The 26,753-nt window shown below is 68.4% G+C and carries 24 protein-coding genes; 8 read left to right on the forward strand and 16 right to left on the reverse strand.

Going from position 1 to position 26,753, the window contains the following annotated elements; translation table 11 throughout:
- The first annotated feature begins 8 nt into the window (after window positions 1-8).
- The 3 genes from JX552_RS24325 to JX552_RS24335 all read left to right on the forward strand — a co-directional run bounded on the left by JX552_RS24325 (window position 9) and on the right by JX552_RS24335 (window position 5,078).
- Complete coding sequence (locus tag JX552_RS24325; RefSeq protein WP_205874383.1) at window positions 9-782, forward strand: enoyl-CoA hydratase; 774 nt, start codon at window positions 9-11, stop codon at window positions 780-782.
- Window positions 779-2,521 carry an alpha/beta hydrolase gene (locus JX552_RS24330; protein ID WP_205874384.1) on the forward strand — a complete coding sequence of 581 codons (1,743 nt, stop codon included), beginning with the start codon at window positions 779-781 and terminating at the stop codon, window positions 2,519-2,521. Before JX552_RS24325 ends, JX552_RS24330 begins: the two co-directional genes overlap by 4 nt.
- A gap of 661 nt (window positions 2,522-3,182) precedes the next feature.
- On the forward strand, window positions 3,183-5,078 hold the full coding sequence (locus tag JX552_RS24335) for a PE family protein (protein ID WP_205874385.1): 1,896 nt from the start codon (window positions 3,183-3,185) through the stop codon (window positions 5,076-5,078).
- A gap of 119 nt (window positions 5,079-5,197) precedes the next feature.
- Here JX552_RS24335 and JX552_RS24340 read toward each other — a convergent pair whose 3' ends face one another.
- On the reverse strand, window positions 5,198-5,599 hold the full coding sequence (locus tag JX552_RS24340; RefSeq protein ID WP_205874386.1) for a rhodanese-like domain-containing protein: 402 nt from the start codon (window positions 5,597-5,599) through the stop codon (window positions 5,198-5,200).
- Window positions 5,599-6,162: a cysteine dioxygenase gene (locus JX552_RS24345; protein WP_205874387.1), complete on the reverse strand. Its 564-nt coding sequence runs from the start codon at window positions 6,160-6,162 to the stop codon at window positions 5,599-5,601. The genes JX552_RS24340 and JX552_RS24345 overlap by 1 nt, the downstream gene beginning before the upstream one ends.
- Window positions 6,163-6,269: 107 nt before the next feature.
- Here JX552_RS24345 and JX552_RS24350 point away from each other — a divergent pair, with 107 nt between their 5' ends.
- Window positions 6,270-6,704, forward strand: a complete 435-nt coding sequence (locus JX552_RS24350) for a lipoprotein LpqV (protein WP_205878661.1) — start codon at window positions 6,270-6,272, stop codon at window positions 6,702-6,704.
- Window positions 6,705-6,803: 99 nt separating this feature from the next.
- The gene (locus tag JX552_RS24355) at window positions 6,804-7,847 is read left to right on the forward strand and encodes a patatin-like phospholipase family protein (protein ID WP_205874388.1); all 1,044 of its coding nucleotides are present in this window, start codon (window positions 6,804-6,806) and stop codon (window positions 7,845-7,847) included.
- Window positions 7,848-7,919: 72 nt separating this feature from the next.
- On the opposite strand, the gene JX552_RS24360 is transcribed toward JX552_RS24355, so the two are convergent.
- Together JX552_RS24360 and JX552_RS24365 are read right to left on the reverse strand one after the other, a co-directional pair.
- Window positions 7,920-8,309 (reverse strand): hypothetical protein, encoded by a 390-nt coding sequence (locus JX552_RS24360; protein WP_205874389.1) that lies wholly within the window; start codon window positions 8,307-8,309, stop codon window positions 7,920-7,922.
- A gap of 184 nt (window positions 8,310-8,493) precedes the next feature.
- Window positions 8,494-8,685, reverse strand: coding sequence for a hypothetical protein (locus JX552_RS24365; RefSeq protein WP_205874390.1), 192 nt, complete (start codon window positions 8,683-8,685; stop codon window positions 8,494-8,496).
- A gap of 233 nt (window positions 8,686-8,918) precedes the next feature.
- Between JX552_RS24365 and JX552_RS24370 the strand changes: the two genes are divergently transcribed.
- On the forward strand, window positions 8,919-12,686 hold the full coding sequence (locus JX552_RS24370) for a PE family protein (protein WP_205874391.1): 3,768 nt from the start codon (window positions 8,919-8,921) through the stop codon (window positions 12,684-12,686).
- A gap of 430 nt (window positions 12,687-13,116) precedes the next feature.
- On the opposite strand, the gene JX552_RS24375 is transcribed toward JX552_RS24370, so the two are convergent.
- The 7 genes from JX552_RS24375 to JX552_RS24405 all read right to left on the reverse strand — a co-directional run bounded on the left by JX552_RS24375 (window position 13,117) and on the right by JX552_RS24405 (window position 20,224).
- Entirely contained in the window at window positions 13,117-13,986 is an 870-nt protein-coding gene (locus tag JX552_RS24375; protein ID WP_205874392.1) for a patatin-like phospholipase family protein, read from the reverse strand.
- Window positions 13,983-14,864, reverse strand: a complete 882-nt coding sequence (locus tag JX552_RS24380) for a class II glutamine amidotransferase (RefSeq protein ID WP_205874393.1) — start codon at window positions 14,862-14,864, stop codon at window positions 13,983-13,985. Before JX552_RS24380 ends, JX552_RS24375 begins: the two co-directional genes overlap by 4 nt.
- A 7-nt stretch (window positions 14,865-14,871) precedes the next feature.
- Complete coding sequence (locus JX552_RS24385) at window positions 14,872-15,348, reverse strand: SRPBCC family protein (RefSeq protein WP_205874394.1); 477 nt, start codon at window positions 15,346-15,348, stop codon at window positions 14,872-14,874.
- Complete coding sequence (locus JX552_RS24390) at window positions 15,348-16,421, reverse strand: NAD(P)H-dependent amine dehydrogenase family protein (protein ID WP_205874395.1); 1,074 nt, start codon at window positions 16,419-16,421, stop codon at window positions 15,348-15,350. The genes JX552_RS24385 and JX552_RS24390 overlap by 1 nt, the downstream gene beginning before the upstream one ends.
- A 97-nt stretch (window positions 16,422-16,518) precedes the next feature.
- Entirely contained in the window at window positions 16,519-18,150 is a 1,632-nt protein-coding gene (locus JX552_RS24395) for a long-chain fatty acid--CoA ligase (protein ID WP_205874396.1), read from the reverse strand.
- Window positions 18,151-18,269: 119 nt separating this feature from the next.
- Window positions 18,270-19,451, reverse strand: coding sequence for a YncE family protein (locus JX552_RS24400; protein ID WP_241010703.1), 1,182 nt, complete (start codon window positions 19,449-19,451; stop codon window positions 18,270-18,272).
- Window positions 19,452-19,864: 413 nt separating this feature from the next.
- The gene (locus tag JX552_RS24405) at window positions 19,865-20,224 is read right to left on the reverse strand and encodes an ArsR/SmtB family transcription factor (protein ID WP_241010704.1); all 360 of its coding nucleotides are present in this window, start codon (window positions 20,222-20,224) and stop codon (window positions 19,865-19,867) included.
- Window positions 20,225-20,374: 150 nt separating this feature from the next.
- Between JX552_RS24405 and JX552_RS24410 the strand changes: the two genes are divergently transcribed.
- On the forward strand, window positions 20,375-22,207 hold the full coding sequence (locus JX552_RS24410; RefSeq protein ID WP_277396100.1) for a heavy metal translocating P-type ATPase: 1,833 nt from the start codon (window positions 20,375-20,377) through the stop codon (window positions 22,205-22,207).
- Here the strand turns inward: JX552_RS24410 and JX552_RS24415 are convergent.
- From JX552_RS24415 to JX552_RS24425, 3 genes are read right to left on the reverse strand one after another with little or no spacing between them, the layout of a single operon-like run.
- Entirely contained in the window at window positions 22,204-22,947 is a 744-nt protein-coding gene (locus JX552_RS24415) for a DUF427 domain-containing protein (protein ID WP_205878664.1), read from the reverse strand. The two genes, JX552_RS24410 and JX552_RS24415, sit on opposite strands and share 4 nt — an antisense overlap.
- Before the next feature lie 35 nt (window positions 22,948-22,982).
- Entirely contained in the window at window positions 22,983-23,255 is a 273-nt protein-coding gene (locus tag JX552_RS24420; protein ID WP_205874398.1) for a DUF6295 family protein, read from the reverse strand.
- 10 nt (window positions 23,256-23,265) lie between these two features.
- Window positions 23,266-23,745, reverse strand: coding sequence for a dienelactone hydrolase family protein (locus tag JX552_RS24425; RefSeq protein WP_241010705.1), 480 nt, complete (start codon window positions 23,743-23,745; stop codon window positions 23,266-23,268).
- A gap of 38 nt (window positions 23,746-23,783) precedes the next feature.
- On the opposite strand from JX552_RS24425, the gene JX552_RS24430 reads away from it, so the two are divergent.
- Window positions 23,784-24,293: a nitroreductase family deazaflavin-dependent oxidoreductase gene (locus JX552_RS24430; RefSeq protein WP_241010706.1), complete on the forward strand. Its 510-nt coding sequence runs from the start codon at window positions 23,784-23,786 to the stop codon at window positions 24,291-24,293.
- A gap of 6 nt (window positions 24,294-24,299) precedes the next feature.
- Here JX552_RS24430 and JX552_RS24435 read toward each other — a convergent pair whose 3' ends face one another.
- Both JX552_RS24435 and JX552_RS24440 read right to left on the reverse strand, forming a co-directional pair.
- On the reverse strand, window positions 24,300-25,895 hold the full coding sequence (locus JX552_RS24435; RefSeq protein WP_205874399.1) for an esterase-like activity of phytase family protein: 1,596 nt from the start codon (window positions 25,893-25,895) through the stop codon (window positions 24,300-24,302).
- 54 nt (window positions 25,896-25,949) lie between these two features.
- A complete protein-coding gene (locus tag JX552_RS24440) occupies window positions 25,950-26,732 on the reverse strand; it encodes a hypothetical protein (RefSeq protein WP_205874400.1) in 783 nt (260 codons plus the stop codon).
- Between the last annotated feature and the right edge of the window lie 21 nt (window positions 26,733-26,753).

Here is a 26,753-nt window from a genome sequence, read left to right on the forward strand (position 1 = left end):
AGGAACGCATGGCTTACGAAACCATTCTGGTCGAACGCGAGGAGCGGGTCGGCATCATCACGCTGAACCGACCGACGGCGCTGAACGCACTGAACAGCCAGGTGATGAACGAAGTCACCAGCGCGGCAACAGAATTGGACGAAGACCCAGGCATTGGGGCGATCATCATCACCGGTTCGGCCAAGGCGTTCGCCGCCGGTGCCGACATCAAGGAAATGGCGGGGCTGACGTTCGCCGACGCCTTCGGCGCTGATTTCTTCGCCCCTTGGAGCAGGCTGGCCGCGGTGCGCACGCCGACGATAGCGGCCGTCGCCGGGTACGCCCTGGGCGGTGGCTGCGAGTTGGCGATGATGTGCGATCTGCTGATCGCTGCCGACACCGCGAAATTCGGCCAACCGGAGATCAAGCTGGGCGTCATTCCCGGGATGGGCGGGTCGCAGCGGCTGACCAGGGCCATCGGCAAGGCCAAAGCGATGGATCTCATTCTCACCGGGCGCACCATCGACGCCGCGGAAGCCGAACGCAGCGGCCTGGTTTCGCGCCTGGTGCCCGCCGACGACCTGCTCACCGAAGCCAAAGCCGTGGCGACGACCATCTCGCAGATGTCGCTGCCGTCGGCCCAGATGGCCAAGGAGGCCGTCAACCGCGCCTTCGAATCGACGCTGGCCGAAGGGCTGCTCTACGAGCGCAGGCTGTTCCACTCGACATTCGCCACCGACGACCAGTCCGAGGGGATGACGGCCTTCATCGAGAAGCGCCCGCCCGACTTCACCCACCGATGACCAAGACCCCGACCGCCGAAGCCGGCGAGCAGGACGCGGCGGAAACCACCGACGTCGCCGAAAATGCACCCTGGTGGCATCGGTATCGCGGCCGCTGGTGGGTCCGCCACTACACCTACACCGGGACCCTGGTCGGCCTGATCTTCGTGTGGTTGTCCCTCACCCCGTCACTGCTGCCGCGCGGTCCCTTGTTTCAGGGAGTGGTTAGCGGCTGCTCTGGGGCCATCGGCTACGGGCTGGGCGTGTTCGCCGTCTGGCTGGTCCGCTACATGCGCTCGCAGAACACCAGTCCCCCGGCGCCGCCATGGGTCTGGCCGCCGCTGATCCTGGTCGGCGCGATCGGGGTCGTCGTCATGGCGATCCGGTTCCACGTCTGGCAAGACCACGTGCGCGACATGATGGGCGTCGAGCACCTGAAGTGGTACGACTACCCGCTGACCGCGGCGCTCGGGGTGATTGTGCTGTTCTCGCTGGTCGAGATCGGCCAGCTCATCCGTCGGCTGGTCATTCTCCTGGTCAGACAGGTCGACCGGATCGCACCGTTTCGGGTGTCGGCCGCGATCGTGGTGGTCGGGCTGATCGTGCTCACTATCAGCCTGCTCAACGGCGTCGTCCTCAAATTCGCGATGCGGTCGATGAACGGCAGCTTCGCCGCGGTCAACAACGAGATGGACCCTGGTTTCAGCGCACCCAAGTCCAGGTTGCGATCGGGCGGGCCGGAGTCGCTGGTCTCGTGGGAGTCGCTGGGGCATCAGGGCCGGATCTTCGTCGAGGGCGGACCTCCGCTCAGCAAGCTGACCGCTTTCAACGGAACCCCGGCCATCGAACCGATCCGCGCTTACGCAGGACTGAAATCTGCCGAAGACATCGACGCGACGGCCGACCTCGCGGCCCGGGAGTTGTTGCGCACCGGTGGATTACAGCGTGCCGTCGTCGCGGTGGCCACCACCACCGGGACCGGCTGGATCAACGAGGCGGAAGCCTCGGCGCTGGAGTACATGTACAACGGCGACACCGCGATCGTGAGCATGCAGTACTCGTTCCTGCCCAGCTGGCTGTCGTTCCTGGTGGACAAGGAGAACGCGCGGCACGCCGGGCAGGCGCTGTTCGAGGCGGTCGACAAGCTGATCCGGCAGATGCCGGAGTTCAAACGGCCCAAGCTCGTCGTGTTCGGCGAGAGCCTGGGCTCGTTCGGCGGTGAGGCGCCCTTCATGAGCATCAACAACGTGCTGGCCCGAACCGACGGCGCCCTGTTCAGCGGGCCGACGTTCAACAACACCATCTGGACGCAGCTGACGGCCAACCGCGACCCAGGTTCACCGGAGTGGTTGCCGATCTACGACGACGGCCGCAACGTCAGATTTGTCGCCCGCCCGGAGAACCTGGACCGGCCGAAGGCGGCCTGGAACCACCCGCGAGTGGTGTATCTGCAGCACGCGTCCGACCCGATCGCCTGGTGGACGCCCGACCTGCTGTTCAGCAAGCCGGACTGGCTGCGCGAGAAGCGGGGCTACGACGTGGTGCCCGAGATGCGCTGGTTTCCGCTGGTGACGTTTCTGCAGGTGTCTGCCGACATGGCGGTCGCCGTCGACGTACCCGACGGTCACGGTCACCGCTACGTCGCTAACTGCGCCGACGGCTGGGCCGCGGTGCTGTCTCCGCCGGGTTGGACGGCGGACAAGACAGCGAAGCTGCGGCCGCTGCTGCACGCGGACTCGACGGCCGGCACCTCGGGCTAGACGCCGCAGCTCGACGCAATACGCAATTCCTCCGGCCACGGAGGAGCACGCGGCGCGGGCGGTACCGGCGGCGACGGAACCCGAACGTCGGGAAGGGCGGACCTGACCGGCGCCGCCGACCGGCCCGACGTTCATGGTCGCCATTTCGGCTGGCGCAGTTGTCGGCCGGCCACGGATAAGCGCAAAGCGTGCCGTTGGTGGCGATTGCGTTGCGAACCATTATCTCCATCGACGCCCGTCGAGTTGCTGCCCGCTCATTCTAGAATTGCGTTCTGGGCAATCTCGACACAACCGCGTTATTGCTGATTCTTCGCACACCGGTGTAATTAGTATCGCAGATGTCGTCGGAACGTCCCGCCATCACAGCTTCCGACGCCGACGCCGATGCCGCGCCGCCCATCCGGCCGGAGCGCCACACCAGCACCGTCGGCATCACCTGAACATCGACACCCGGCCGACTCCGTGCGAAAAGCGTGCGCACCTATTCGCCAACTCTTATCGGCTACACCCGTTTCGCAATTTGCTTGGCAAAAAATCACCGCAGACGTAATGTAATCCAGTTCACATCGCTCGACTATCCCGAGATCGAGCGGCGCAATACGCCGTGTTGACCGACCTTTGTCAAGCGATGCGGTGCATTCGCTGTCGAACAGGAGACGACATGTCGTACTTGCTGGTGTCGCCCTCCGAACTGATGGCCGCGGCAGCCGACATGGCTGGTGTCGGCTCGATAGTCCGGGCGGCCGACATCACCGCGCTGACTCCCACCACAGCACTGGCGACAGCCGCAAGCGACGAGGTGTCGGCAGCGATCGCGGCAATCTTCTCCTCCCACGGCCAGGCCTATCAGCAGGTCAGCGCGCAGGCCGCGCTGTTGCACCAACGGCTGGTAGCGGCGATCCGCATCGGTGCGGACGGCTACGCGCAAGCCGAGGCGACCAATGTCGAGCAGCTGCTTCAGACCCTCGTCAACGCCCCCTCGAGCCTGATCAATGCGCCCACCCAAGCGCTGCTGGGGCGTCCGCTGATCGGCAACGGCACCGATGGAACCGCTTTCAACCCCAACGGCGGAGCCGGCGGCTTGCTGTATGGCAACGGCGGCAACGGCTATTCCGCGACCACGCCAGGAGTCGCCGGAGGCGCAGGCGGAGCGGCCGGACTGATCGGCGCCGGCGGGAACGGCGGCGCCGGCGGGGCCGGCGCCAACGGGGGGATCGGCGGCGCTGGGGGGTGGCTGTACGGCAACGGCGGCAACGGCGGCGCGGGCGGGGCCGGCACCTTGGGTGCGGTCGGCCTGGCCGGTGGAAACGGTGGCAACGGCGGTGCCGCGGGAGCGGCCGGACTCTTCGGTGACGGCGGCAGCGGCGGCATGGGTGGCGACGGAGGACAAGGCGGCGTGGGCGCTGGAACCGGTGCCGCGGCCGACGGCGCACTCGGCGGCAGTGCCGGCGCCGGCGGGGCGGGCGGAAACGGCGGCTCCATCCTCGGCCAGGGCGGACACGGCGGGACCGGAGGAGCCGGTGGACAAGGAGGGACCGGGGCCAACGGCATCAATCAGAACGGTTTCGGTACCCAAGGCGGCAGCGGCGGCAGCGGCGGACATGGCGGAATCGGCGGCCGTGGCGGACAGGGCGGCGGACTCGTCGGCAACGGCGGCACCGCCGGCGACGGCGGCGGTGGCGGAGCCGGCGGCGAGGCCGGCTTCGGCGCGTCAGGTTTCCGGGGCGGCAACGGCGGGGTCGGTGGCGATGCCGGCAACGCGGGCGACGGCGGCGCCGGCGGCAGCGCGGGATGGCTGCACGGCCATGGCGGCGCGGGCGGTGCAGGTGGGGACGGCGGCGGCGCTGCGATCGGCGGTCAAGCGGGCAGCGCACCAAGCGGCATGACATTCCCCGGAGCCGATGGTGGCAACGGCGGGAAGGGTGGCCAGGCAGGCAACGGTGGCGCCGGCGGACGCGGCGCCTGGCTGACAGGTAACGGTGGAGCCGGCGGCGGCGGTGGCGCCGGCGGGGCCGGCGGCGGCGGCGGTGGCGGCGGATTTGTCTCGCAGGGAACCGCTTCGGGTGGAGACGGCGGCATCGGAGGAGGCAGCGGAGCTGGCGGCCGTGGCGGCCACGGTGGAAGCGCGGGCATGCTGTCCGGCGACGGCGGCGTGGGCGGCGCCGGCGGAGACGCCCGCACCGGAGGCGAGGGTGGTCCCGCTGGGACCAGCGGCAACAACAACGTCGGCAACGTCGGCAACGGCGGTGATGGTGGTAACGGCGGTGATGGCGGCAACGGCGGCACTGCCGGCTGGTTGGGCAATGGCGGCAACGGCGGCCGGGGCGGCCACGCCAGCGACGGCGGGCAAGACAGCTCCGGGCAAGGGTTTCCCGGCGCTGGCGCCGACGGCGGCCGCGGCGGAAGCGGTGGCGACGCCCAACTGATCGGCAGCGGCGGCAGCGGCGGCAACGGTGGCAACCTCGGCAACGGCGCAATCCCTGGTATCCAAGGACCGGGTGGGCCCGGCGGGAAGGGCGGGACGCTGTTCGGCTCCTCCGGCGCAGCCGGGCAGTAGCCACCGGCCCAGGCCGAGCCGGTGGACTGTTGGGTGGTCTGCTCGGCTCGCCACCGGTCGATCCGTGCCTTCGACGACTCCAGGCAACCGACACCACCGGCGGTGCCGGCGGGCTGCGGCTAGTTCAGGACGGGCTCAACGGGCCGATCCGAATCCAGCACGCCCGCGGCAACCAGCGCGTGGTAACCGCCCACGACATCGGTCGCGCGGTGCAGGCCGAGGTCCAGCAGCGCCGCTGCGGCCAGGCTCGAGGTATATCCCTCCGAACACAGGATCACCCATTCGACGTCGTCGCCGACAGCCTGCGGCAGCCGGGCGTCGCTGGTCGGGTCGCAGCGCCATTCCAGAACGTTGCGTTCGATCACCAACGCGCCGGGCACCTCGCCCTCGCGGGCCCGCTGGGCGGCCGGCCTGATGTCGACCAGCAGCGCTCCCCGCCGCACCGCTGCGGGCACCTGCTCGGCAGGCAGCCGGCGATAGCGCTCGCGGGCGGCCTGAAGGACCCGGTCGATCCTGCTCATCACGGCCCTTCCGGTTGATCGGTCAATTCGGTGCGCTGGCGGCGCAGGGTGTTGCGCTCGGTGACGTCGTAGTACGACATGGCGGTCAGCGGCGGTGAGTAGGCGTGCACACTCAACGTCGGCGCCACCGGTGTCGGTGCCGTGACGGCCGCCGGGCGCGGAGCCCACACCACGTCGTGCACCCAACCCAGCGGGAAACCTGCCTGGTCACCGGCATCCAGCCGACGCCGCCGCAACTGCCTTCCGTCCCAACGATATTCGTTGAGAGACCCGGACAGCACGGTCAAGGCTCCGAGCGACCCGCCGTGGTCGTGCAATTCGGTGGCGCGCCCAGGGACCCAGCTGATCAGCCAGATGTCGAGCTCCTCGTCGCCGTGGATGCGGGTGAACCACCGTTCGGTCTGTGGCACACCGCTTGCTGGCAGCAGGTGGTCGCAGCGCCCGCTGAGAACGTCGTCGGCGGCTTGGTCGGTGGCGTGCAGCAGATCGGGCACCCGCAGCCGGGTCGGTCCCGAGTTGGGGGCGAGCGGCGCGGGGTATGGACGAGCAAGGGCGATAGCCATGGAAGAACTCCGAGGTGTCGAGCGGATTTGGGCAAGCGGCGGCGCGTCAGCGCCGACAACACTCGCAAAACCCGAACCGCACCATCACGCCGATAGTGTTGCATAGATTGGTACGCGTGCGCGGACACCGACGATGGCTAGTGCTGCTCGGCCCGCTGGCCTGGGCGGCCGCGCTCGCGGGCTGCTCGCACGGCGGCGACGGCGGCAAGACCACCTCGTCGCCGGCCCGATCCTCGACCGCACCCAGTTCGCTGCCCCCCGGCGCTATCGGCGTCTCCCCCGGCGGCGTCACTACCCGGGTGGACGCGCCCGCGGAGTCGACTGAAGAGGAGTATTTCCAGGCCTGCCACGCCGCGAAGCTGTGGATGGACGCGCACGGCGGCACCGGTGAGGCGCAGATCGAGCCGTATCTGGCCATGGTCCAGACCTCCGGACCGGGCTTTGCGGGCAGCTGGAACAAGCGCTGGGCGGAGCTGGGCCCGGAGCGTCAGGCCGCGGTGATCGTGGCGGCACAGGCCGCCGGGCGGGGCGAGTGTGGTTGATGATCGGCGCCCGGTTGTTAGCTTTGAAATCACGCCTGCCTAAAACTGTCGGCCGGTTCCAGTAGGCAACCGGTCGCCGAGCACAATCACCATGTGGAGATGTCCGGACCAATCCCCCTTCGCCCGCACACGACATCGGGAAGTCGCGTCGCGCTGGCTCTTGGCAGTGGCGGCGCCCGCGGCTACGCCCACATCGGCGTGATCCAGGAGTTGCAGGAGCGGGGTTATGAGATTGTCGGCATCGCCGGCTCGTCGATGGGCGCTCTGGTGGGCGGAGTGCAGGCCGCCGGGCGCCTGAACGAGCTTGCCGACTGGGCCAAGTCGCTGACGCAGCGCACCATTGTCCGGCTGCTCGACCCCTCACTCACCGCCGCCGGGGTGTTGCGGGCGGAAAAGATCCTGGACGCAGTGCGCGACATTCTTGGCCCGGTGACCATCGAGCAATTGTCGGTTCCGTACACGGCCGTGGCCACCGATCTGCTGGCCGGCAAATCGGTGTGGTTCCAGCGGGGCCCCCTCGACGAGGCGATCCGCGCCTCGATCGCGATTCCCGGTGTGATCGCTCCGCACGAGGTGGGCGGACGCCTGCTCGCTGACGGCGGCATCCTCGACCCGCTGCCGATGGCGCCGATCGCGGCCGTCAACGCCGATCTGACCATCGCGGTCAGCCTCAACGGCAGCGAACCGGGCGCCACGCGTGACGCGGGGCCGGGGATGACCGCCGAATGGTTAAACCGCATGATGCGCAGCACTACCGCGCTGCTGGACACCAACGCAGCCAAGTCGCTGCTGGACCGGCCGACGGCGCGAGCGGTGTTGAGCCGCTTCGGTGCGACGTCGCCAGACGACTGGTCAGACTCGTCCGACACAGCCGACGAGGATGCACCCGAAGTGCCCCGGCTCGGCAGCTTCGAGGTGATGAATCGGACGATCGACATCGCCCAGTCCGCGCTCGCCCGCCACTCCCTGGCCGCCTATCCGCCGGATCTGCTCATCGAGGTGCCGCGCACCACTTGTCGCAGTTTGGAATTCCACCGCGCGGTCGAGGTGATCGCCGTCGGCCGCGCCCTGGCCAGCCGCGCTCTGGACGCATTCGAAAATGCTGGCGCCGAAGATGCGCAAACACCCGCTATTGAGGGCTGAGCCGTGCCCGGGCAATGAGTGCATATGCCCGAAGAATGGCGTCCGTCGCTGCAGTGAACCGCCATCGATCGGCTAGGCGCGTTTGCGCCCCGGCCCGGTGTGGGTGGCCGCCTTGCGCTGCAACTCGGCGACGAGGTCGGACGGGTGGAGTTGCTGGGCCAACCGGGTGAGTGCCAACCGCACGACCGCACTGCGCGTCGCGTCCACTCGCGGTTTGGCGAAACGTGCTGCGGTACGCACTGATTCGAGGAAGGCGTCGGCCGGCTCGTCGAGATAGATCGAGACCTTCGTCAGCTCCGTCGGCCGCGGCGGTCGCACCATCGGTGACGCCGCGCCCGGCTGCGGCGGCGCGGCGGGCCGGACCGCCGGTTGCGGAATCGGGGCGGGACGGCCCGGGTAGTACCTCCTCGGAACCGCATCAGGCTGCGTCGAGCCATTTCGCGCGGTGACACCAAAAGTCATCGGAGTTTTCCTTTCCGGGCATCAGAAAATCAATTCCCACAGCGGTCCGCCACTTCGGAATCAGGCGCTGCGATCAGCCAGATGTAACACCCTGTGGATCCGCCTCACAACCAACGAAATGGCCGAAAAGCGTTCATTACATACCGATTCAACAATTCTTCAACTTTCGATCGCCGCTGCGAGGTCAGTAAGGGTGGGCCGGTCCGCGAGCCGGCTTGTCCACCACGATCACGGCTACCCGGCGACACGCGGCGCCGACCCGTCCAGCCACGACGGCGTTGCCTGACTGCACACGGACGCCGTCGCGCCCACCGACCGGCGGCGGCTTCGCCTCGTCGGCCGAGACCTCGGGCCGGGCGCTCGAGAGGTCTGACAAACATCAGTATTTGCTCAACAGCGTCAACAAAATCCGGCATTTGCACAGCAAATTTTACAAAAGCCATCTACTGCTCAGCGTCGAAACAAAAGGCGACATATGGTCAGGCGCTTTTACAAACGGCGATTTTTGCTCATTTTTCTTGTGGCGCACAACCGCTCCTATTAACATCGGTCCGGCCCAGCGTCCTGCTGGGTTTATTGCGCTGCCACCCCCGCGATAGGAGCCGATACATGTCTTTTGTCTTAATTTCTCCGGAATTCATGTCGACCGCCGCCGGAGATTTGACAGGAATCGGTTCCGGCATTAACGCGGCTAACGCCGCGGCCGCCTTGTCGACCACTCAAGTACTCGCGGCGGGAACCGACGAAGTATCAGCGCAAATCGCGGCCTTGTTCGGTGCGCACGGTCAGCAGTATCAGCTGCTGAGCACGCGGGCGGCGGCGTTCCACGCGCATTTCGTGCGGGCCCTGACCGGTGCGGCCGATTCATACCTGTCGGCCGAGGCCAGTAGCGCCGAGTCCGTCGTCTTGGACTTGATCAATGCGCCCACGCAGTTGCTTTTCGGACGCCCGCTGCTCGGTGACGGTGCCAGCGCGACGACGCCGGGCGGCAACGGTGGCGACGGCGGGTTGTTGTTCGGCAATGGCGGCAACGGTGCGGGCGGCACGGCCGGCCAGCCAGGCGGAAACGGCGGCAGTGCCGGCCTGCTGGGCAGCGGCGGCACCGGCGGGGCCGGCGGGGCTGGTGCTTCCGGTGGCTACGGCGGCAACGGTGGCTGGCTGTACGGCAACGGTGGCACCGGCGGCGCAGGCGGCATCGGCGCCAACGGCGGCGCCGGTGGAAGCGGCACCTTGTTCTTCGGTTCCGGCGGCGCCGGTGGAGCAGGAGGTGCCGTCGGCGGCACCGGTGGCGCCGGCGGGCATGGCGCACTGGTGTTCGGGTCCGGAGGCTCCGGTGGGGTCGGTGGTGCCGGCGGTGGCACCGGTGGCGTGGGTGGACACGCCGGGGGGTTGTTCGGCGATGGCGGCACCGGTGGTGTCGGCGGCAGCGGCGGAGGTACCGGCGGTGACGGCGGAAACGCAGCATCGGTGTGGGGAACCGGTGGGCGCGGCGGTGTCGGCGGCATCGACGGTGGCAATGGCGGAAACGGCGGTAACGCCGGATTCCTGGTGGGTACCGGGGGCGCGGGCGGTGCCGGCGGCATCGGCGCCACCGGTGCGGGTGGCCCCGGAGGCACCGGCGGCAACGGCGGTAGCGGTGGCGCCGGCGGGCTGTTCATGGACGGCGGAGCCGGCGGTGCCGGCGGCCAGGGTGGCACCGGCGAAGCGGGCACGAATGCGGTTCTTGCCGGCGCCACCGGTGATGCCGGTGGCGTAGGCGGTAACGGCGGCAACGGTGGAACCGGCGGCGGCGGCCCGCTGCTACTCGGCCGCGGCGGCACCGGTGGAGCGGCTGGTATCGGCGGCACCGGCGGTGTGGGCGGCAACGGTGGCGGCGGCGTCGGCGGCGACGGTGGCACCGGAGGTGTCGGTGGAACCGGTGGTCTCGCGGGCGCTCGCGGCGCCGGCGGTGTCGGCGGTGCATTCAGCGGCAACGGCGCCAGCGGCGCTGCCGCCGGAGGTGGTAGCGGTGGAGCAGGCGGAGCCGGTGGTCAGGGCGCGAACGGCGCCGCTGTCAGCGCCGGCGTTGCGGGCAATTCCGGCTTCGCCGGTGGCGCCGGCGGTCAAGGTGGTCTGGGCGGGGCCGCGCTTGGCGGCGGGGCTGCTGGTAACGGCGGTATCGGCGGAGTCGGCGGACACGGCGGTGCCGGCAGCGCCGGTGGCATCGGCCTAGGCGCCGGAGCGGACGGATTCATCGGCGGACGGGGCGGAGACGGCGGAGCCGGTGGAGCCGGTGGCGCCGCGGGCAGCAGCGCGGGCGGCACCGCCGGGGCAGCCGGCATCCAGGGCGCGGGTGGTAACGGCGGCGTGGGCGGCCGCGGCGGCAATGGAATTGCCGGTACTGACGGTGGTGACGGCGCCATTGGGGCCGCGGGTGACACCGGCATACAGGGCGGTGACGGCGGCAACGGCGGTGCCGGCGGCAACGGCGGTGCCGGCGGCAACGGCGGTGCCGGGAGCACCGTGGGCGAGGCCGGCGACGGTGGTGCCGGCGGCACAGGTGGCGACGGTGGCCATGGCGGCAAGGGTGGGAGCGGCACACCAGGCACTGCCACCCAAGCCGGCGGAAAAGGCGGTGACGGCGGCGACGGCGCGGCCGGTGGGGCCGGCGGCCTCGGCGGCGCAGCCGGCAGTGGCACCGGCGGCGCCTCGGGCAGCCTTGGAGTCGGTGGCAGCGGCGGCCACGGTGGTGACGCCGGCGCTGGCGGTAACGGCAGCGACGGGGGCACGGGTGGCAGCGGGTTCGGCGACGGCGGCGACGGCGGCGACGGCACCGCCGGCGGCGCCGGCGGTGTCGGTGGCGACGGCGGAGCGGCCGGCGCGGGGGCTCCCGGCGGGGTTAACGGGCACGGTGGCGCCGGGGGCGCCGGCGGGAATGGCGGCGACGGCGGTGTCGGAGGCAAGGGCGCCAACGGCGCGCCGGGTCTCGTGGACGGCCACGTCGGCGGTAACGGCGGGGACGGTGGTGCTGGTGGCACCGGCGGGGCCGGCGGCGCTGCGGGCGGCGCGGGAGCAAAAGCCGGCTCGGGCGGCGGTGGCGGCCGCGGTGGCAACGCCGGAGCCGGCGGCGGCGGCGGACTCGGCGCGGGCGGCGCCTACAACACGGCCGGTGGAACCGGCGGTGACGGCGGTGACGGCGGTATCGGTGGCGCCGGCGGTGCACCCGGAGCCGCCGGAGCCGCCAACGGTGGTCAGACGGGAAGCATGGGTGTCGGCGGCGATGGCGGTATCGGCGGGGCCGGCGGGGCCGCCGGTGCCGGAGCCGATGGGGTCAACGTACCCATCCCAGTGGACTCGAGCGCAGCGAATGGCGCTTCGACCCCGGGCGGCGTACCCGGGGGACCCGGCGGCGATGGCGCCAGCTCGCTGCCCCCAGGTCCCGTCGTTATCCAGCAGGGCGGTGATGGGGGCAACAGCGGGGCCTCGTCCAGCAATGGCAACAACGTCACCCTTAATGCCGGTGACGGTGGTCGAGGCGGAAACGGTGGTTTTGGTGCGCCCGGCGGTAATGGCGGCGATGGCGGTTCTGCTTCAGCTTCCGGCCTCAACTCTGTGGCGCTGGGCGGCGATGGCGGCAACGGCGGCAACGGCGGCGAATTCGGGGCTGGCGGTGCCGGCGGCTGGGGCGGCGACGTAGTTCAGGGTAGCGCCGGCAGCACCGGCGGCAATGGTGGCGACGGCGGCAATGCCACCAATGGCCCCGTGGGCATGGGTGGTAACGGCGCCGCCGGTGGTGCCGGCGGGAACGGCGGCACCGTCAACTTCGGCTCAGGCGGTAGCGGTCCGGGTAATGGCCTGGTGGGCGGCAATGGCGGTAACGGCGGCAACGCGGCCGACGGTGCTTTCAACGCTGGTGCCGGTGGGTCCGGCGGCCACGGCGGTTTGGGTGGCGCCGGCGGGTCCAATGGTGGCGCGGGCGGTGCCGGGGGCGCCGGTGGCGCGGGCGGGGCCGGTGGCACCGGCGCTGATGGCGGCGTAGGTGGCGCCGGTGGCGCCGGCGGCGGCACCAGCAGTCCAGCCCTCGGCCCCATCACCACGAACGGTGACGGCGGCAACGGCGGCAACGGCGGCAACGGCGCTCCCGGGGCACTGGGCGGCAACGGCGGCAATGGCGGCAAGGGCGGCGCTTCCGGGGGCGGCGGCGCCGGCGCCGGGGGCGCCGGTGGCGCCCTGGGCGCGGGTGGTTCCGGAGGCACAGGCGGCGTTGGCGGAGCGGCCGGAGCTGCCGGCACCGGTGGCCAGGCTGGTACCGGCGTGGCCGGCGTCGCCGGCACCACCGGCAGCGCCGGAGGTGACGGTGCCGACGGCACCGCGGGCCAAGCCGGCAGCAGCGGCTAACGGCCGGTCGACCCCCTGGACGCGAGCGTTCGACAAATGGTGGATCGGAGCGGTTGATATCGCAGCAGAATTAATAAGTGGGATCGCCCAGCGCTCCGATCCGCCAACGACGTGGTGCCTGCGGACGCATTCAGCGACGGCTTTCGGCCTCGCTGTCTGTCAATGAAATCCGCAGGCGTCACGTTCGCTCCACAAAGATCAGCAATAACGCACCACTGATAATGGCAGCGGTCGAGCTTCATCCCGCGCGGGAGCGCTGACGGCGGGGGAGGTGCGAATTATCGGACACTCCACGCAGAGCAACCAGTTCGTATCCGGGACCGGCAATTCGTCAAATCATCCGGCGATATTGGTCGTCAGTCTGCAAGAATTTCGGCACCTCTACGGGTCATCGCCTGACCGACCGCAAGGCTGCGTAGCGCCGGGTTGATCAGGCGCCGAGGAATCGCGCGACGGCTTCGGCTTCCCGACGACCCTGCGCACGGCCGGCTTGAGCCGAACCGATCCGACAGCGCGGATCCAGCGGGTTGGCGCCGAACGCAGCGAGTGATTCCTCGTCGGCGAAGACGCTGCACGTTTCACCGGCGAAGGCCGCGATCTCGCCGGCCGGCCCGGGGCCGAATGGCGACGGGGCGTCGGCGCCCGCGGGCACCAACACCACGGCCGCGTCACAGTCGGCGGCGACGTCGACATTGACCGAACTGCGCACGCCACCATCCATATACCGACGGTCGCCGATCGTCACCGGCGGCCACGCCCCGGGCACCGCGCAACTGGCAGCCACCGCATCGACCAATCCAGCTCCGGAGTTTCCTTCGAAAACCACCAATTCGCCTGTCGCCGTGTCGATTGCGACGATCCGCAGGACGCGGTTCGGCCATTCGTGCGACGGTAGGCGTGCGGCGATCACCTGGCGCCGGACGGCTTCTGAAACGGTGGCGGTGGTCAGCGCCACGGCGCCGATCCGCTGCAGGCGCCCCCTGGTCCGGTCCCAGCCAGGAGTGCGCGGTTCGCGTAGCGCGTCCAGGAACAACTCGGTGATCTCATCGATGTCGACACCGGGGTCCAGTTCGGCGGAGGCCTCGGCGACCTGCCGATCGAAGAGCTCCTCCAGAGAACAGCCGCTGCTGATCTGTGCCGCAACCGTCGAACCCGCCGACGTGCCCACCAGGACGTCGGATTCCAGCAGCAACCGAGCGGCCACCGGCGACTCGTCGGCGATTCCCCGCAGAATGCCTGTCTCCCAGGCGATTCCCGCAACCCCGCCGCCCGCCAGCACCAGTGCCCGTCGGAACGTCATGGCCGGTGCCGGGTTCCGGGAAGAGCGTGCTGCGCACGGAAGACCGGCTGACTCAGATCGTCCCTGCGCACCAGCTGCCGCGGCGGGTCGGGCAGCACCATCGTGCGGCTGATGTCCAGAGCCGCGTCGACGTAGACCAACTCACCCGGGTCGAGCAGGCACCACCGCGGGTCGTCGTCCATCGGTTCGGTCGCGAACACCACTGAGGACCGCTCGGTCAGCGTCTGGCACTGCGCGTGAATCCTGCTGGTGCTCATGTCGAAATCGGGTACCCCGTCTACTCGTCGGTCCAGCATGAACAGCTGATGGGTGTCGGGGTAGCGCAGGGCCCACATCTTGGTGCCCATGCACAGCAGCAGGTTGACGGCATAGACGGGCACCTTGTCGGCGAGCCAGCTGACGGCCTCCACCACACCTGCCGAGACGTCGCCGCCGTGGGCGCGGATGCCGGCGGTGATCAGCGCGAATATCCGCTCGGAGTCGGTCTGGCCGAGCACCAGGTGGTCGGCGCCGAGCTCGCGAAGCCGCTCATCGACCGTCTCGAGCCCCTCGATCATGCCGTTGTGCGCGAAGATCCTGCCGTCCTGCAGGAACGGGTGGGTGTTGCGCACATCGAGTGACCCCGTCGTCGCATACCGGACATGGGCGATGAAGGTGGTGCCATCGAGTCGGTGCGCCTCGGTGGCGAACGTCGCGTCCTGCCAGGCCGCTACCGGCTCCTTGTGCAGCTGCGGACGGCCGTGTTCGTCGAACACTCCGAGGCCGGTGCCGTCGGGGTTCTTGCGGCTCTGTCGGGCAAGACTGTCCGGCGCTTCGAGCAACCAGAACGTCGCGGTCACGACTTCGGTGCCGGCATGCAAGCCGAAGAGTCGACACATGGCCGGCTTAGTCGGTCACCAGTTGCGCGGACAGCTTCTCGAGCACCACGCGCGCGTAGCCCCTCCACATCTTGGCGAACACCGGCAGCAGCAACGCCGAAGCCGACGACTTCGGATGCAGGGTCCACTGCCAAGTCACCCTGGTACCGGTGCCGGCCGGGGTGAACGACCAGACGCCGTCCACCGAGCCCACCAGCGTGGCCAGCGGTCCGTTGATGTCGGAGAGCGTGTAGCCGAACGACTGCGGCGGGTCGACGCTGGTCAATTTCTCGCGCACCCGGCCGCCGCCGACCATCAGGATGGTCCGGGTCTGACCGGCCGAGTCCCAGTCACCGACCTGGTCGCGCACCTCCTTGATGGGTGGGATGATTCCGTACCACTGCGCGCAGATGACCGGCAGCGATATCGGCATCGTCCCGGCGAATGCGTCCTCGACCGAGATGGGTATCGCACGCGACTGCTGCACTACAACCGACTTTGACATCAGACCCCTTTGTTCTCGCGCGCCAGCCCGGGTGCGGCCCGGCCGGTGATGAGCGGCAGATCGAAGAAACTCTGGATTCCCGCCGGCGCGGCGCAGGTTGCCGGCACCGCGTTGACGCAGTGCGCCGCGGTCGCCACGATGCCGGGATTGCTGACCAGCCCGGCCTGCACGCTGTCGGGCTGCCATCCCTTGATGGTGACGAAGGTGTCCGGGTTACCCCGCACCTCGATCTCGTAACGCTCGCCGGCGGGTCCGAAAGACCATGGGGGGTCGAGGTTTTCCTCGCCCATCAGCCAGTTGACGGTGATCTGGACAACCGGAGTGTCGCCGACGAGCGCCTCCCAGTGGAACCGGCGTCCGGCCACTTGCCCGGGCTCGATCACCCCGATCGGCGAGTCGATGGGCGCCGTCGCGACGGCCACCTCCTGCGACGGACGAATCTCGGGATCGGCGGCGAAGCCCAGCTTGTCCACGCACAGCCGCACCGACTGGAAGAAGCCACCGTTGAGCAGCTTCTGCATCGGCCCGGTCAGCGCGCTGTCCGGGGTGCCGCCAAATCCCATCACGTAGCGCAGCACGTCCGGAGCGCCGTACGTACGCAGGTCGGAAAACTCTTCGGCGCGAACGAAAGTCACACCGGTGGACATCACTGACAGCAGCAGGGGGAACAGCTCGGTGGCGGCGCCGGGGCCGATGCCGGCGCCGTGCAGCGTGGTGTTGCCGGCCTGTGCGGCGACTTCCAGTGGGGCGGCGTCTTTTTCGGTCGGGTAGAACCACCCCAGCGGCGTGACGACGTTCTTGCCCGAGCGCAGCAACGCCGCCACTTCGTCGACGCTGGGCAGCAACGGCGCGTAGATCACCGCGTCGGCGTCGAGCGTCAGGATGTCGTCGATGTCACTGGTCGCGGTGACACCCAGCGCCGGGCCGCCGATGATCTCGCCGACGTCCTTGCCGTTCTTGGCCGCCGAATGCACCCAGCAACCGACGAGTTCGAGTTCGGGATGCTCGAGCACCCCTCTGATCGCGGCCACCCCCACCGATCCCGTTGCCCACTGCACCACCCGCAGGCTCATGGCGGTCCCCTTTCTCTCGCGAGCAGACGCAAAATCCCCTGTTTAGGCCCTCCAGAGGGGGCTTTTGCGTCTGCTCGCGCTCAGTCGTTCCAGTCGCTCAGTCGTGTGCTTCGACGACCTCGTAGTCCCCGTCGGTGTACCGGGACCGGATGGTCTTCTTGTCGTACTTTCCGACGCTGGTGCGCGGCACCTCGTCGGTGAACGCCCACCGCTCGGGCAACCACCAGCGAACCACCTTGTCGCTCAGAAATTTCCGCAACTCGGACGGTTTGACGTCGGCCCCCTCCCGGGCGACGACGACGGCCAGCGGCCGTTCGTCCCAGCGCTCGTCGGGCACGCCGACGACGGCGGCCTCGACCACGTCGGGATGGCCGATCAGGCAATTCTCCAACTCCACGGAGGAGATCCATTCGCCGCCGGACTTGATGACGTCCTTGGCGCGGTCGGTCAGCGTGACGAACCCCTGTTCGTCGATGCGACCCACATCACCGGTGCGCAGCCACCCGGAATCGAACTTGGACTCGTCGTAACCCTTGTAGTACGCGCCGGTGATCCACGGACCGCGAACCTCCACCTCGCCCACGGCTTTGCCGTCGTTGGGCAACACCTTGCCGTCGTCGTCGACGATCCGGGTCTCCACGCCGCACACCGGCTGCCCCTGGGTCACCCGGAACGCCCAGTGCCGGTCGTCCGGGGTGCCCGGCGGCGGCCAGGCCATGGTGGCCAGTGGCGAGGTCTCCGTCATCCCCCACAACTGCCGGATCTGGACGCCGTGTTTGTCCTCGAAGGTGCGCATCAGCGATTCCGGAACGGCCGAGCCCCCGCAGGCGACCATCTTCAGCGAGGACATGTCGTGTCCCGGTTCCTTTTCCAGGTGGTGCATGACGTCGTTCCAGATGGTCGGCACCGCCCCGGCCCGCGTGGGACACAGCGTCTCCACCATGTCGATCAGCGAACGGGCGTCCAGATGGCGGTCGGGCAGCACCAGATCCGCTCCGGCCATCAACGCCGCGTACGGCAGCCCCCAGGCGTTGGCGTGAAACATCGGCACGATCGGCAGCACCCGATCACTCGAGCCCACCCCGATGCCGTTGACGGTGCAGGCGGCCATCGAGTGCAGGAAGCTCGAACGATGGCTGTAGACAACGCCTTTTGGGTTTCCGGTGGTGCCGCTGGTGTAACACATGGCGGCCGCGGAATTCTCGTCGATCGTCGGCCAGTCGAAGTCGGTCGACTCGCCCTCGATTAGCTCGTGGTAGCGCACCACCGTCTTGCCGGACTCCTGTAGCGGCGTGACGTCCCCGTCGCCGACCGCGACCACGGTGTGCACGGTCTCGAGTTCGGGCAGCACCGGGCCGAGCAGCTTGGCCAGCGACACGTCGACCAGCACCACCTGGTCCTCGGCTTCATTGGCCACATAGGCGATCTGGTGGGGGAACAGCCGGATGTTGAGGGTATGCAGGACGGCCCCCATCGAGGGAACCGCCAGGTAGGTCGCCAGATGTTCGGCGTTGTTCCACATGAAGGTGGCGACCCGCTGATCACCGGTGACGCCGAGGCGGTGCAATGCGTTGGCGAGTTGCGCGGCCTGTGCTCCCAGTTCGCGATACGTGGTGCGCCGGTAGCCGTCACCGGTGGCGGTGATGACCTCGCGCAGTCCGTGAACGCCGCAGCCGTGCCGCATGATCGCGGTGATCGTCAGCGGAAATTCCTGCATCGTGCTGTACATCGATGTACCGCCTCACGCGTCTCGGCGCAGCACCGCCTGTCGTTTCCCGTGGCCGAATGCTATCGCCGCGCCACGGGATAACGAACGCCGGGCCGACGGGACCCGGCCCGCGATCCGCGTCAGACGAGAGCCGCGTCGTACTGCAGCAAGTCGGGGACGAACAGGTCGACCGACCGCTTGCTCTCGAGTGCCGCCTGCTCCATCCGCGTCTCGGCGTTCACCGCGACCGGCACCACGGTGACGGCACCGGAATAGTCGGCGATGTACAGGTATTCGCCATCGCGGCTCTCGACCACGCAGGACGGCTGGCCGGCCACTTCGATGGTGTCGACGACGTCCTGGGTCAGTGTGCACAGCATGGTGACGCTGTCATTGCTGACCAGGTACGCGCGGTCACCGTCACCGCTGAGGGTGAGGCGGGTGACCAGGCCGGTGACCTCGGCGATCTTGCGAGTGCCGGTGATCTTGTTGGTACGCGCGTCGACGACGTCGATCACGGCGGCTTCGGGGCCGCTGCTGGCCACGTAGACCAGACCACCATCGGGGCTGACGGCGACATCGCGGATGGCCAGGCCGATCTCGATGGTGCCGATCACCGACGGGGAGGTGAGCTGCGGCGTCGCCTTGGCCGAGGCTTGGGTGTTCTTGGCGTTCTTGGCGCCCTTGCGCCGCCAACGGGCGCGTCCGGTGGGCTCGTGCGGATTCAGGCCGGTGTCGATGACGATCAGCTGACCTCCGGAGGGGCCGTTGACGCCGACGTACAACCGTCCGCCGTCGGGACTGACCCGCAAGGATTCCGTGGTGGTGCCGGCGGTGGTCGCGATGTCGACGATCTGCATCCGGCCGGTGGCGATGTCCAGGGCGGCGACATCGGCCGCCCGAGCACCGTTGCGGCTGATATAGACGCGCTTGCCGTCCGCACTCACGGTCAGGTCGCTGACGCTGAGCGCAACCCGATGGGAGGCGACGACGGTGTTGGTGGCCAGGTCGATGACCTCGATCGCGTCGGACGCCGGGGAAACGGTGCTCACGTAGGCACGGTCGGCGTCGTCGGCAGCGATCGCGAACGGTTCGTCGAGGCCGTCGATGGTGTCCACCACCCGGCAGGTCTGGATGTCGATCACCGAGACGCTGTCGCTGCCGTAGTTGGTCGCCAGCAATCGCTTGCCGTCCGGGCTGACGGCGACGTCACCGATGGGCCCCATGTGCAGCGGGATCTGGATGGCAACCGGGTTCGCCCCGAATTCACCGAGCTCGAGGGCCTCTGACTCCCGGCCGTTCGCCTTGCTTTCGAAGCTCACGCTGGCACCGCCTTTGCTCTGTTCGTCGACTCTCCGGATGGGATGCCAAGCATCGCGCGGCTAAGTGCGACGCCGACATCCGATAAAACGCATAACAGCACCAAAAGGGCTGCTTCGACATGTTTAACGGCCATTCTAGCGGCCGAATTGCACTTAATTAGAATTCAATTTCGCGGCTGTTACCTACATCACGCGAACGCCTCAGTATACGCTCAGGAAGGTCGACACGAATGGCTCGGCAAGCATGCTCTAGCAAACCAACCCACGCTGTTGAGCTGCAGTTACGATACAGTGGTTAACGATTCTTGTCCGTTCGGCGAACCACCTGGGTAAGAAATTCTTATTATCAGCCCCACAACGAGGCAAATATCACACCCGCTGCCACCGCGTGTCGCCGCGAATTCGACACTCCGCTAGGTGATCGACTGGGTGGCCTCTGCGCCACCCAGGGCCTGCCTGAGCACGCGCAGAATGTCCTGATCGGCCGGCGAGTAGTAGACGAAGGTTCCTTCGCGGCGCGTTTTCACCAGCCCGGCAAGCCGCAATTTCGCCAGGTGCTGGCTGACGACCGTGGGAGCCACCTGGGCGAGTTCGGCCAAACAGGCCACCGACGTCTCACCTTGTAGCAGCGCCCACAGGACCTTCACTCGCGTGGGATCGCTGAGCATGCGGAAGGTTTCCGCGGCACGCGACACCTGCTCCTCAGAAGGCATGGAGAAGCCAGCGATTGACGTGTGCACGACCCCGAGCATACCGCTGACCTGTGCAATCACGCATCCATCTGTAATCGCACTTGCATATATTCACACATACGCAGCTATAGTGTGGACGTGCCCGCAACCGCTGTCCGCCAAGCCTCCGGAGCGCCGGCCCCCGGGGCGCCGGCGACGTATCGCGAGCTCCCCGAAGTCCGGTGGGCGCTGGTGGCGACCACGCTCTTCACGCTGGGGCTGATCGGCCAGCTCGCTGGTGTTCCCGGTTGGCTGTCCTGGGGGCTGTATCTGGCCTGCTACGCCGCCGGCGGGTGGCAGCCGGGCCTCGCCGGCCTGCAGGCGTTGCGGAGCACGATCCTGGACGTCGATCTGCTGATGGTCATGGCCGCGGTCGGAGCGGCCGCGATCGGCCAGGTCTTCGACGGCGCGCTGCTGATCGTCATCTTCGCGACCTCCGGGGCGCTAGAGGCGGTCGCGACCCGACGCACCGAAGACTCGGTGCGCGGACTGCTCGGGCTGACCCCCGAAACCGCCGTCCGGGTCCGCGGTCTCGACGACGAGGAAGTGGTGGACACTGCGCTACTGGCGGTCGGCGACGTGTTGCTGATCCGGCCCGGTGAGCGCATCGGCGGCGACGGCGTGGTGCTCGACGGGGCCAGCGAGGTCGATCAGGCCAGCATCACCGGGGAACCCCTGCCGGTCGCCAAGGCGGCCGGTGACGAGGTCTTCGCCGGCACCGTCAACGGCACCGGCACGCTGCGCGTCCGAGTGGTTCGCCCCAGCGCCGACACGGTCATCAGCCGCATCGCCGCGATGGTCACCGAGGCCAGCGCGAGCAAGGCCCGCACGCAGCTGTTCATCGAAAAGGTCGAGCAACGCTATTCGGTGATCATGGTGGCCGCGACCGTCGCCCTGCTGGTCGTCCCCGTGTTGGCCGGCGGCGATCTGCGATCGTCGCTGCTGCGCGCGATGACGTTCATGATCGTGGCCTCCCCCTGTGCCCTGGTGCTGTCCACGATGCCGCCACTGTTGGCGGCGATCGCCAATGCCGGCCGCCACGGCGTGCTGGTGAAGTCGGCCGTGGTCCTGGAAAAACTCGCCGGTGTCACCCACGTCGCGTTCGACAAGACCGGCACCCTGACCGCGGGGGCCCCACGGCTCACCCGAATCCACTCGGACAACGGCTTCGCCGACACGACACTGCTGTCGCTGGCCGCGTCCGCAGAGAACCCCTCGGAACACCCGTTGGCCCGTGCCATCGTCGCCGCTGCCCGCGACGCGGGCGTCGCAATACAGCCGGCCGTAGAGTTTGCGTCCACGCCGGGACGCGGCGTCCGTGCGCGGATCGGTGACCATACGGTCGAGGTGGGCAGTCCGGCGCTGCTCGGCGAGTACCGCGACGAGACGGTCGGGCAGTTCGAGCAGTCCGGCCACACCGCGGTGATCGTGGTCGTCGACGGCGCCCGGGCCGGGGTGCTGGGGCTGACCGATCACCGGCGTGACGAGGCTACCAGTGCCGTCGCCAACCTCGAATCCCTTATCGGCACAACGCCGTTACTGGTCACCGGAGACAACCCGCAGGCCGCCGGACGGCTCGCCGGCGAGGTGGGGATCACCGATGTCCGTGCCAACCTGCTGCCCGAGGGCAAAGTCGGCGTCGTGCGCGGCTTGGAATCCGACGGATCCAGGGTCTTGTTCGTCGGCGACGGTGTCAACGACGCCCCCGCAATGGCCGCCGCGCACGTTGCGGTCGCTATGGGCCGCTCCGGGTCCGACCTCGCGCTGGAAACCGCCGACGCGGTGATAACCCGCGACGACCTGGCGGCGCTGCCGGCCGTCGTCGCGCTGGCCCGCCGGGCTCGCCGCGTGGTCGCCGCCAACCTGCTGATCGCCACGACCTTCGTCGTCGTCCTGGTCACCTGGGACCTGGTCGGCCATCTCCCGCTACCGCTGGGGGTGGCCGGCCACGAAGGGTCGACGGTGCTCGTGGGCCTCAACGGCCTACGACTGCTCCGTGATCGCGCCTGGCCTGGTCGGTCTTAGCTGAACTGCGTGCGCGGCCGCGCCAGCGCCGCGCCGTCGACGACGATGTCGAGCTTCTCGTTGTAGAAGGCCACCAACCCGGCAATCGGGGCGACGGCGGGAAGCGGGTAATGGTATGTCCAGGCCAGATCCGGGTGCACGGTCTGGCCCACCCGCACCGACCAGTAACCCGAAGTCACCCCTTTGTAGGGGCACAGCGTCTGCGTGGACGTCGGTTCCAGGTGCTCGACTGCGACATCGCTGGGGTCGATGTAATACCTTGTGGGTAAACCGGTTTCGAAAAGCAGCACCGGCGATCGGGTGTCGGCGAGCACGACGCCGTCCAGTTCCACCCGGACGTGCCGGTGCGAGCGCAGGGCATCGACACGTGCGTACGGATTGCGCGGGTGACCGTAGATCTGCTCGTCCTCTTCCAGCCAGCGCAGCGGATCCCAGTCGAATCGCACCAGACCCGCCACGGGGCTGTCACTTTCGGCGTCGAAGACCCGCGCGGCGGACGAGTGCGTCTGCCCGGCGCCCACCAGGGAGTACAGCCGCGACGGTCCCAGCTGAACCCGCTGCGGATGATTCTCGTCGCTGAGAAACTCGGTGCGCACGTCGGTCAGCGGGATGTAGTACGCCGGGTAGTAAGGGAATTCCCACACATAGCGCGCCGCGGTGGTGTCGAACACCAGCTCGGCACCGAGGTAGCCGCGTACCCGGCGCGGCGCGGGCTCGATTCGTCCTCGCGCCGCGGCCATTTGGGGGAAGTCATGTTCGGTGCTCACGGGTACTCCTACTGGTTCTTGGACGCCAAGCCCGCGGGCGCATGGTGATTGGCCCGGCGGATTGCGTCAGCCAGTGCCAGGGCGCTCTCCTCGGTCAGTTCCAACGCGACCCGGGCGGACGGCCCCAGCTCTGGATTGATGACGTCGATGTTGACGGTGTGGCCGTACTGCGCATGCACGGGATTGTCGACGTACACCGTCGCGCGGCTGGCCCCGAACCATGCCGTCGCACCCTTGCCGCTGCCGTCGATCTGAACGTGTTCGGTGAGATACGTACACATGGCTAGCCTTTCAAGTGAGTGGCGAAGAACGCGTCGATGCGGCGCCAGCCGTCCACCGCGGCATCGAAGGCAACGAGCAGGCCGCGAGGTAGGCGTTCCGTCCGCCGGAGCAGTGTCCGATCACGCCGAACTTTCCGTTGGCGCCGGGCAACGACCGCAGCTGCTCGACGGCCCCGGCGACATCGCCCACCAACCGTTCATCGGGCACACCGCCGGCCGCGCGGACGGCCGCCGCAGCGTCGTCGGGTGCGGCGCCGGGTGCTTCTCGGGAGTACAGGTTGGGCGCCACCATGTGGTAGCCGGCGACCGCCAGGCGCCGCACGAATTCCTTTGTCTCCCGCTCGTATCCGGGCATGTGGTGGATCCACACCACGGCACCGCGGGAACCTGCGGCCAGCGGCATCGCCCGGTATGCCTCGATCTGGTCACCATCGTGACCGGTGATGCCGATCGTCTCCGCCTGGATCGCGTCTGAACTGTAGGCATTCACCGTTTCAGCTTGCCACCCGTGCGGATACGCTCTGAAGCGTGTCACTTCGGCGGGAAAGCCCGATGCGCGGGCGACGGTTGCGGCTCGGCGAGGCTCTGTTCGAGCGCTTCGCCATGACCAGGGTCGGCTACCAGTTCATGTTGCACGTGGCTCCGTCGCTCGACAAAGTGGTGATCCCCCGCACCAACGGCCGCGTGAGCTCGGCGGGGATCGACAAGGTCGGGCTGGTCACCAGTACCGGAGCAAAGTCCGGACGGCCGCGCACGCATCCGTTGGCGCTCTTCGCTGCCGACGGTGGTTTGTTGGCGATCGGGTCGAATTACGGGCGCCCAGCCCACCCGGCCTGGAGCGCCAACCTGCTCGAGCACCCGGAGTGCACGGTCGAATTCGTCGGCCCGCCAAGGCAGTACCGCGCCGAGCTACTTACCGGTGACGCCCGGGCCGCGGCGTGGGCCAACGCCGTCGACTACTACGCGGGCTTCGAGACCTACCGCACGAAGTGTGCGCCTCGCGAAATCCGGATCTTCCTGCTGCGGCCCACCGGTTAGCTGCGCTCAGCCGACTTTGATGGCCACTGTCATCTTCTCGGTCTTGGCGGGCAGTCGATCGGTGTCGACCACCAGAATCTCACCACTGTCCTGGGTTCCGTTGGGCAGCACCTTGGGCTTGAGCCGAAACGGCGGGGTGTCCGACGCCAGCCCGGCCAAACCGAAGTCGCTGTCGTTGGCCAGCATCAGCGTCTTCCCGCCGTCGCGGGTGGTGATGCCCTCGATCTTGTCGTGTCCGAAGAAGTCGCCGTTGGGCGACAGGGAGCGCAGCAGCGCTGAGACATCCAGCTGCAGTGTCTTGGTGGCGGCGGTGATTCCGGCAGCCTTGAGTTTGGCCAGCGCCTCGGCGTCGGTACTGACACCCACCAGCGTCTCGATCGGCATCTTGTTCACCAGCAATCCGCCGGCGGCGGCGTCGTACGTGGCGTCGGGCACCGTCGAGTTCGGCCCCACGTCGGTGGCGGCGGCGATGTCGGCCAGGTAGATCTTCACGTTCCCGTTCGGCGGGTTCTTGCTGTTGCGCTCGTCGACCAGGAACGTGGTTGCGCTCAGCGCGGTGATCTCCGAGATCCCGACCTTCGAGTCCTGCGGGTTGGCCAGCGGGTAGACGTATTCGTGCATGATATTGCGGTTGACCAGATTGACGGTGACGATGCGGGTGATCGGGACGGATTTGCCCGGACCCGGCAAACCCGGCGTCTGCAGCGCCGACTGCATGACGGCCACCAAGGTGTTGCCGTCCGGGGTGATCGTCAGCCCCTCCAGGCCCTGGTTGGGGGCGTGCAGCGAGAGCTCTCGCGGCAGGGTGTCGTCGTAGGGCGAAAGCCGTTCCAGCTCTTTGCCGTTCGCGTCGAAGTGGATGATGGATGGGCCGTACTCGTCGGACACCCAGAAGTTGCCGTCCAGTGTCGCGACCAGTCCCTCGGGATCCACGCCGTAGTCCGCAGGCGGCAGTGGCACGCCGTTGAGGTCGACCATGGTCTCACCAGCGCTCGCCCGGGGGTCGAGCAGGCCTTCCAGCGGGTGGCCGTCAGGTCCCTGCAACAGGATGGTCCGTTCCACCGTGGCCACGCCGTCGGCCAGCTTGAGCTTGGCGATGTGCGGGTGATATTCCGGGACCGGGAAGACGACTTCGTTCGGCGTGCGTCCTTCGACGTTGGGGCCGCGGTCGGTGAGCCCGTAGATCTCGTCGCTGCTGCCGGGCACCGGGGCGATGCCGGAGCCGTGCGCGCTGGCCTGAATGTCGACGCCACCCATGGTGGCCAGGGGTAGTTGGTCCTCGGTGAAGAGCTTGACGGTGCGACTGACGGTGACCGACAACTCGTCGTTGCCGCGGAAACCGGCGTCGGGGGTGTAGACCACCACCCCTTTGGGTCCGTAGCCGATCTTGCCGTGGGCGGGCTTGCCGAACGCCACAGGCGTGACACCGCCGGTCGCGGCCAACATGCGGTCCGGGGTGATGGTGAGCGGTTTGCCGGCCGACGCGCTGAACTCGGCCTTGCCCGTGGCCGCCGGCAGCGACGGCTTGGCACTGGATGCGCAGCCCGCGACGGTGACCAGCAGCGTGGCGAACAAGGCGACGGTTTTCGTTGTGTATGCCATCCGCATTACTTAGCAAGCCAAGTTGACAACCCGGTGTACGCCGGCCGCGCGCCGCTAATGCTTCTTGTCTCTCACCTTGTAGGTCGACGGCCACGATTTTCGTGACTCGTCGCCGGTCAGTGGGGTGCCCATGCCGCCCACCTTCACGTTGTAGGCCTCCTTGCCCGGTCCGACTTCCCGGTTGGCGTGTTCCTGAGCCAGGTAGTACAGCTCGTCGATGGTGGCCTCGTCGTAGGCCACGAAAGAGGTCTCCCGCGCGGCGTCGTCGATGCCGGCCAGCATTTTCTCCGGCAGGAAGCGCGATGCCAGGGCGGCCGCGCCGAGCAGCGAGAACGGGATGACCCAGTAGCAGATGAACGACAGCGGGGTCTTGGTGTCCAGGATCGTGGCGTCACTCTCCACGATCGCGGGGATGGTCGACGAGATGGTCATCCCGGCGAAGGCGGCGACCCAGACCCAGGTCAGTGTCGTGGTGACCCGTGCGAACAGGTCGGTCTTGACGACGTCGGGGGGTTGCTCGGCGGCGGCGAACTCACGCACGAACGGTTTGCCGACCAGCACGCCGACCAGCGCCACCAGGAAAATCCCCAGATTGCTCAGCGGTTGGATCCAGCGCGACATGAACTCGTCGCTGAACACAAAGGTCAGCACGGCCAGCACCACAAACGTTGCGACAGCCCCGATTTCAAGCGTGTGTCCGGGTTTTCCAGTGGTGCGCCCGACGGCGAAGACTGCAACGGCCATCAGCAGCGCGATCGATACGGCCGTGGCAAACGGGACGTTACCGACCAGGACCCAGTAGACGATCCACGGCGCAAAGCCAAAAAGCATGCCCACAACGGGTCAGTCTATGGCCGG

Origin of the sequence: Mycobacterium gordonae, assembly GCF_017086405.1 — a bacterium.
GTDB lineage: Bacteria > Actinomycetota > Actinomycetes > Mycobacteriales > Mycobacteriaceae > Mycobacterium > Mycobacterium gordonae_D.